A 3,669-nucleotide genomic window follows, 5' to 3' on the forward strand; every position below is an offset into this window, starting at 1 on the left:
CCCATCTGCCGGTTGAACTGCTCGACGGCAGCTTGCTGCAGAGCCTCGGCAACGGGGCGGCTGCGCAGGAGAACTTGCACATCCCGCAGCAGCTTCTCCCGCCACAGGTTCTCCCGCAGCACTTCTAGCCGGGCATAGCTGGGATCCAGGCGCACAGCCTTGGCCCCCAGCTCCTCGGCTCGTCCGGTTTCTCCCCGAATGTAGAGAGCGGTCGCCAAGGCCAAGTAGGGCTCTGCCACAGAGTCGTTCATCTCTATCGTGCGTTCCCAGCGCTCGATAGCAGCGTCGAGATCTCCCTGCTCGTAGTCCACCAAGCCGATGTTGTTCATGGCCGGCCAATAGGCGGGATCCAACTCCAGGGTCTTCTCATATTCCCGCCGGGCGGGATCCCACTGATCCAGCATTAGATAAGCATTGCCCAGTTGGAAGCGGGCGTTGGGGTTATCCGGTTGCAGGGCCACAGCCCGTTCCAAAGCCTCGGCGGCGGCAAAGTAGCTGCCCTGCCGCAAGTAAGCCGCTCCCAGCGAGTAGAGAATATCGGCGTCGTCAGGAGCCAGGGCGCGGGCCTTCTGCAGCGCTTGCACCGCCTGGGCGTAGTCTCCCCGCTCCAGGTGGACGTTGCCCAAAACATAGAGCAGCTCGGAGGAGTTGGGCACCATGGCCACCGCCAGTTGCAAGCGGCGCAGCGCCTCTTCTGTCTGGCCAAACTGAGCCAGCCGCAGCGAGTCAGTGGCCAGTTGCAGGGCCTGGGCCCGCATCAACTCCCCATTGGGCAGGGGAAGGTGCAGCAATACTTGGGCTCGAGCGGGATCCCCTCTCCCTACCCCCAACACCATGGCAAAGCCCAGCGGCAAGGTTAGCAAAAACCGGACAGGTAGCCGGAATACCAGTGGCGGCATGACACCCACGCAAAAACAGGTCATGCCCATGTTAGCTGCAGCAACCGGGGATCCTTCCTGCCAGGGCTGGTTCCAACCAGATGCATGTTTGCGCCGGCGGCGCGGAGCACCATCTCTAACTCCCCTCTCCCTTTGGGAGAGGGGCCGGGGGTGAGGGCAGCGATTCAAACAAACTAGAGACGTCGCCACCGCCGCCCCGACTGGGCCAGCAAGTCTTCGGCGGCCTTGGGCCCCCAGGTGCCGGCCTCATAGGTGTACAGCGGCGGTGCGGCATTGCCGCCCTTGTCATGGCCAGGCGGCGCCTCCCAGGCCGATAACACCGGTGTCACCACCCGCCAGGCGGCTTCCACCTCGTCGGCGCGGGTAAATAGGGTGGGATCCCCCAGCAGGCAGTCCAACAGCAGGCGCTCGTAGGCATCCGGGGTGCTCGACCCAAAGGCAGTTCCATAGCGAAAATCCATTTCCACCGAGCGGGTGCGGATCTCTGGCCCCGGCATCTTGGCCTCAAAGCGCAGGGAGATGCCCTCGTTGGGCTGGATGCGCAGCACCAGGATGTTGGGGCTCACCTCCCGGGCTGCCGAAGGAAAAAGAGAGAGCGGCACCTGCTTAAAGTAGATGGCCACCTCGGAGACCTTCTTGGCCAAGCGTTTGCCGGTGCGCAGGTAAAAGGGCACTCCCTGCCACCGCCAAGTGTCGCATTCCAATTTCAGGGCCACGTAAGTGGGGGTTTGCGAGTTGGGGTTGACATTGGGCTCTTGGCGATAGCCTGGCACCGGCTTGCCGGCAATCCAGCCGGGGCCGTACTGGGCTCGCACCGCTGCCGCGGCTACATTGCGCAGATCCGCCAGGCGGGTAGCCTGCAGCACCTTGGTCTTTTCGTTGCGTACCCCGTCGCCGCGTAATGAGACAGGTGGCTCCATAGCAGTGAGGCAGTAGATCTGCATCAGGTGGTTCTGCACCATGTCCCGCAGAGCACCGGCAGCATCGTAGTAGCCAGCCCGATCCTCCACCCCCACCGTTTCCGCCACAGTAATCTGCACATGGTCGATGTAGTTGCGGTTCCAGAGGGGCTCAAAGATGGTGTTGGCAAAGCGGAAGACCAGCAGGTTTTGCACCGTCTCCTTGCCCAGGTAGTGGTCGATGCGGTAGACCTGCTCTTCCTGACAAATCCGCTGTACGATGCGGTTCAGCTCCTGGGCCGAGGTGAGGTCGTGGCCAAAGGGTTTTTCAATCACCACCCGCGTTTTGGCCGGGTCAGCCAACATCCCGGCTGCCCCCAACTGTTGGATGGCCTGGGCGTAGAAGTCCGGCGCCACCGCCAGATAAAACACCCGGTTGCCGCGGGTGGCCCGCTCCTCATCCAGTTGGCCGAGGAATTGCTTGAGACGCAGGTAGCCCTCGGCATCGCCAAGATCAAGGCGACAGTAGAACAGGCGGCGGGCAAAGTCTTGCCAGAGGGCTTCTGGCCCCAGATCTTGGGGGGCAAATTCTTCCAGGGCCGCCCGCATTTTGTCGCGATAGATCTCGTGGCTCCAGTCGCGCCGGGCCACTCCCACCAAGGTAAACTCCGGCGGCAGCCGTCGCTGCACAAACAGCCGGTAGTAGGCTGGGATCAGCTTGCGGGCCGCCAGATCCCCGGAAGCGCCAAACTGTACCAGGATACAGGGATCCGGAACGCGCTCTTGGTTGAGGCCAACGCGCAGGGGGTTTTCAGCCAGGGTCACCATAGAGTCAGCTCGGCTTGCGTGGGCGGGGTTCAGCGAAGGCAGCGCAACACTTCTTCCACATTCTCGCGGCTGCCGATAATCAAAGGCACCCGTTGGTGCAGGGATTGGGGCACGATGTCCAGGATGGCCTCGCTGCCGGTGGTGGCTACGCCCCCCGCCTGCTCAACTAAAAACGCCAGCGGGTTGGCCTCGTACATCAGCCGCAGCTTGCCCTCTGGTTTTTTCTGGGTGCCCGGATAGAGATACACCCCGCCCTGGAGAAGGATGCGGTGAAAATCCGCCACCAGAGCGCCGCTGTAGCGGGAGGTGTAGCCATCGTGGCGGTGGACGTAGCGGACATAGTTCTGGATCCCTTCGCTCCACTGGCAGAAGTAGCCCTCGTTGAGGCTGTAGACGGAGCCGCGTTCGGGAATGCGAATATCGCTCTTGGAGAGGATGAACTCGCCCAAGCTGGGATCCAACGTAAAACTGTGTACCCCCTTGCCGACGGAATAGACCAGTTGGGTGCTGGGGCCGTAGAGGATGTAGCCGGCAGCCAGTTGGCGGCGGCCCGGCTGCAGGAGATCTTGGTTGTCTGCTTCCGGACGATCCTCTAGAGGATGAAGGACGGAGAAAATCGAGCCGACGCTGAGGTTGGCGTCAATGTTGGAAGATCCATCCAAGGGATCGATCACCAGGGCCAAGCGGCTGAGGGAGCAGTTTTCCGGCAGGCGAGCTGGGGTTTTCATCTCTTCTGACACCAGCCGACACACCAGGCCCGTCTGCTCCAAGGCGCGGATGAAGGCCCGGTTGGCATAGTCGTCCATCTGTTGCTGTTCTTCCCCTTGGACATTGACGCTGCCGGTCACCCCCAACGTTCCTTCGATCAGCCCTGCCTGGCTGAGGCGACGGGCAATCATCTTGCCGGCTAGGGCAATGCGGTTCATCAGGGCGCTGAAGTCCTGGGCCTCGGCAGTAAAGCTGCCAAACTGCTGCAAGACATGGCGGGAGAGGGTGAGCACATCCCGCGCCATCTCCCGTTCGGCGCTGCTGGGCACGGCGGC

The 3,669-nt window shown here is 62.4% G+C and carries 3 protein-coding genes; all 3 read right to left on the reverse strand.

All coding sequences use genetic code 11. The annotated features are described in order from the left end of the window. The coding region (locus NW852_RS11685; protein WP_414426766.1) for a tetratricopeptide repeat protein at window positions 1-923 on the reverse strand (923 nt) is incomplete at its 3' end. Window positions 924-1,072: 149 nt separating this feature from the next. After that, the gene (gene zwf, locus NW852_RS11690) at window positions 1,073-2,626 is read right to left on the reverse strand and encodes a glucose-6-phosphate dehydrogenase (protein WP_414365877.1); all 1,554 of its coding nucleotides are present in this window, start codon (window positions 2,624-2,626) and stop codon (window positions 1,073-1,075) included. 29 nt (window positions 2,627-2,655) lie between these two features. Beyond that, a complete protein-coding gene (gene fbp / locus NW852_RS11695; RefSeq protein WP_414335561.1) occupies window positions 2,656-3,639 on the reverse strand; it encodes a class 1 fructose-bisphosphatase in 984 nt (327 codons plus the stop codon). Between the last annotated feature and the right edge of the window lie 30 nt (window positions 3,640-3,669).

The sequence above is a fragment of the Synechococcus sp. H60.1 genome (genome assembly GCF_047462335.1).
Taxonomy (GTDB): Bacteria; Cyanobacteriota; Cyanobacteriia; order Thermostichales; family Thermostichaceae; genus Thermostichus.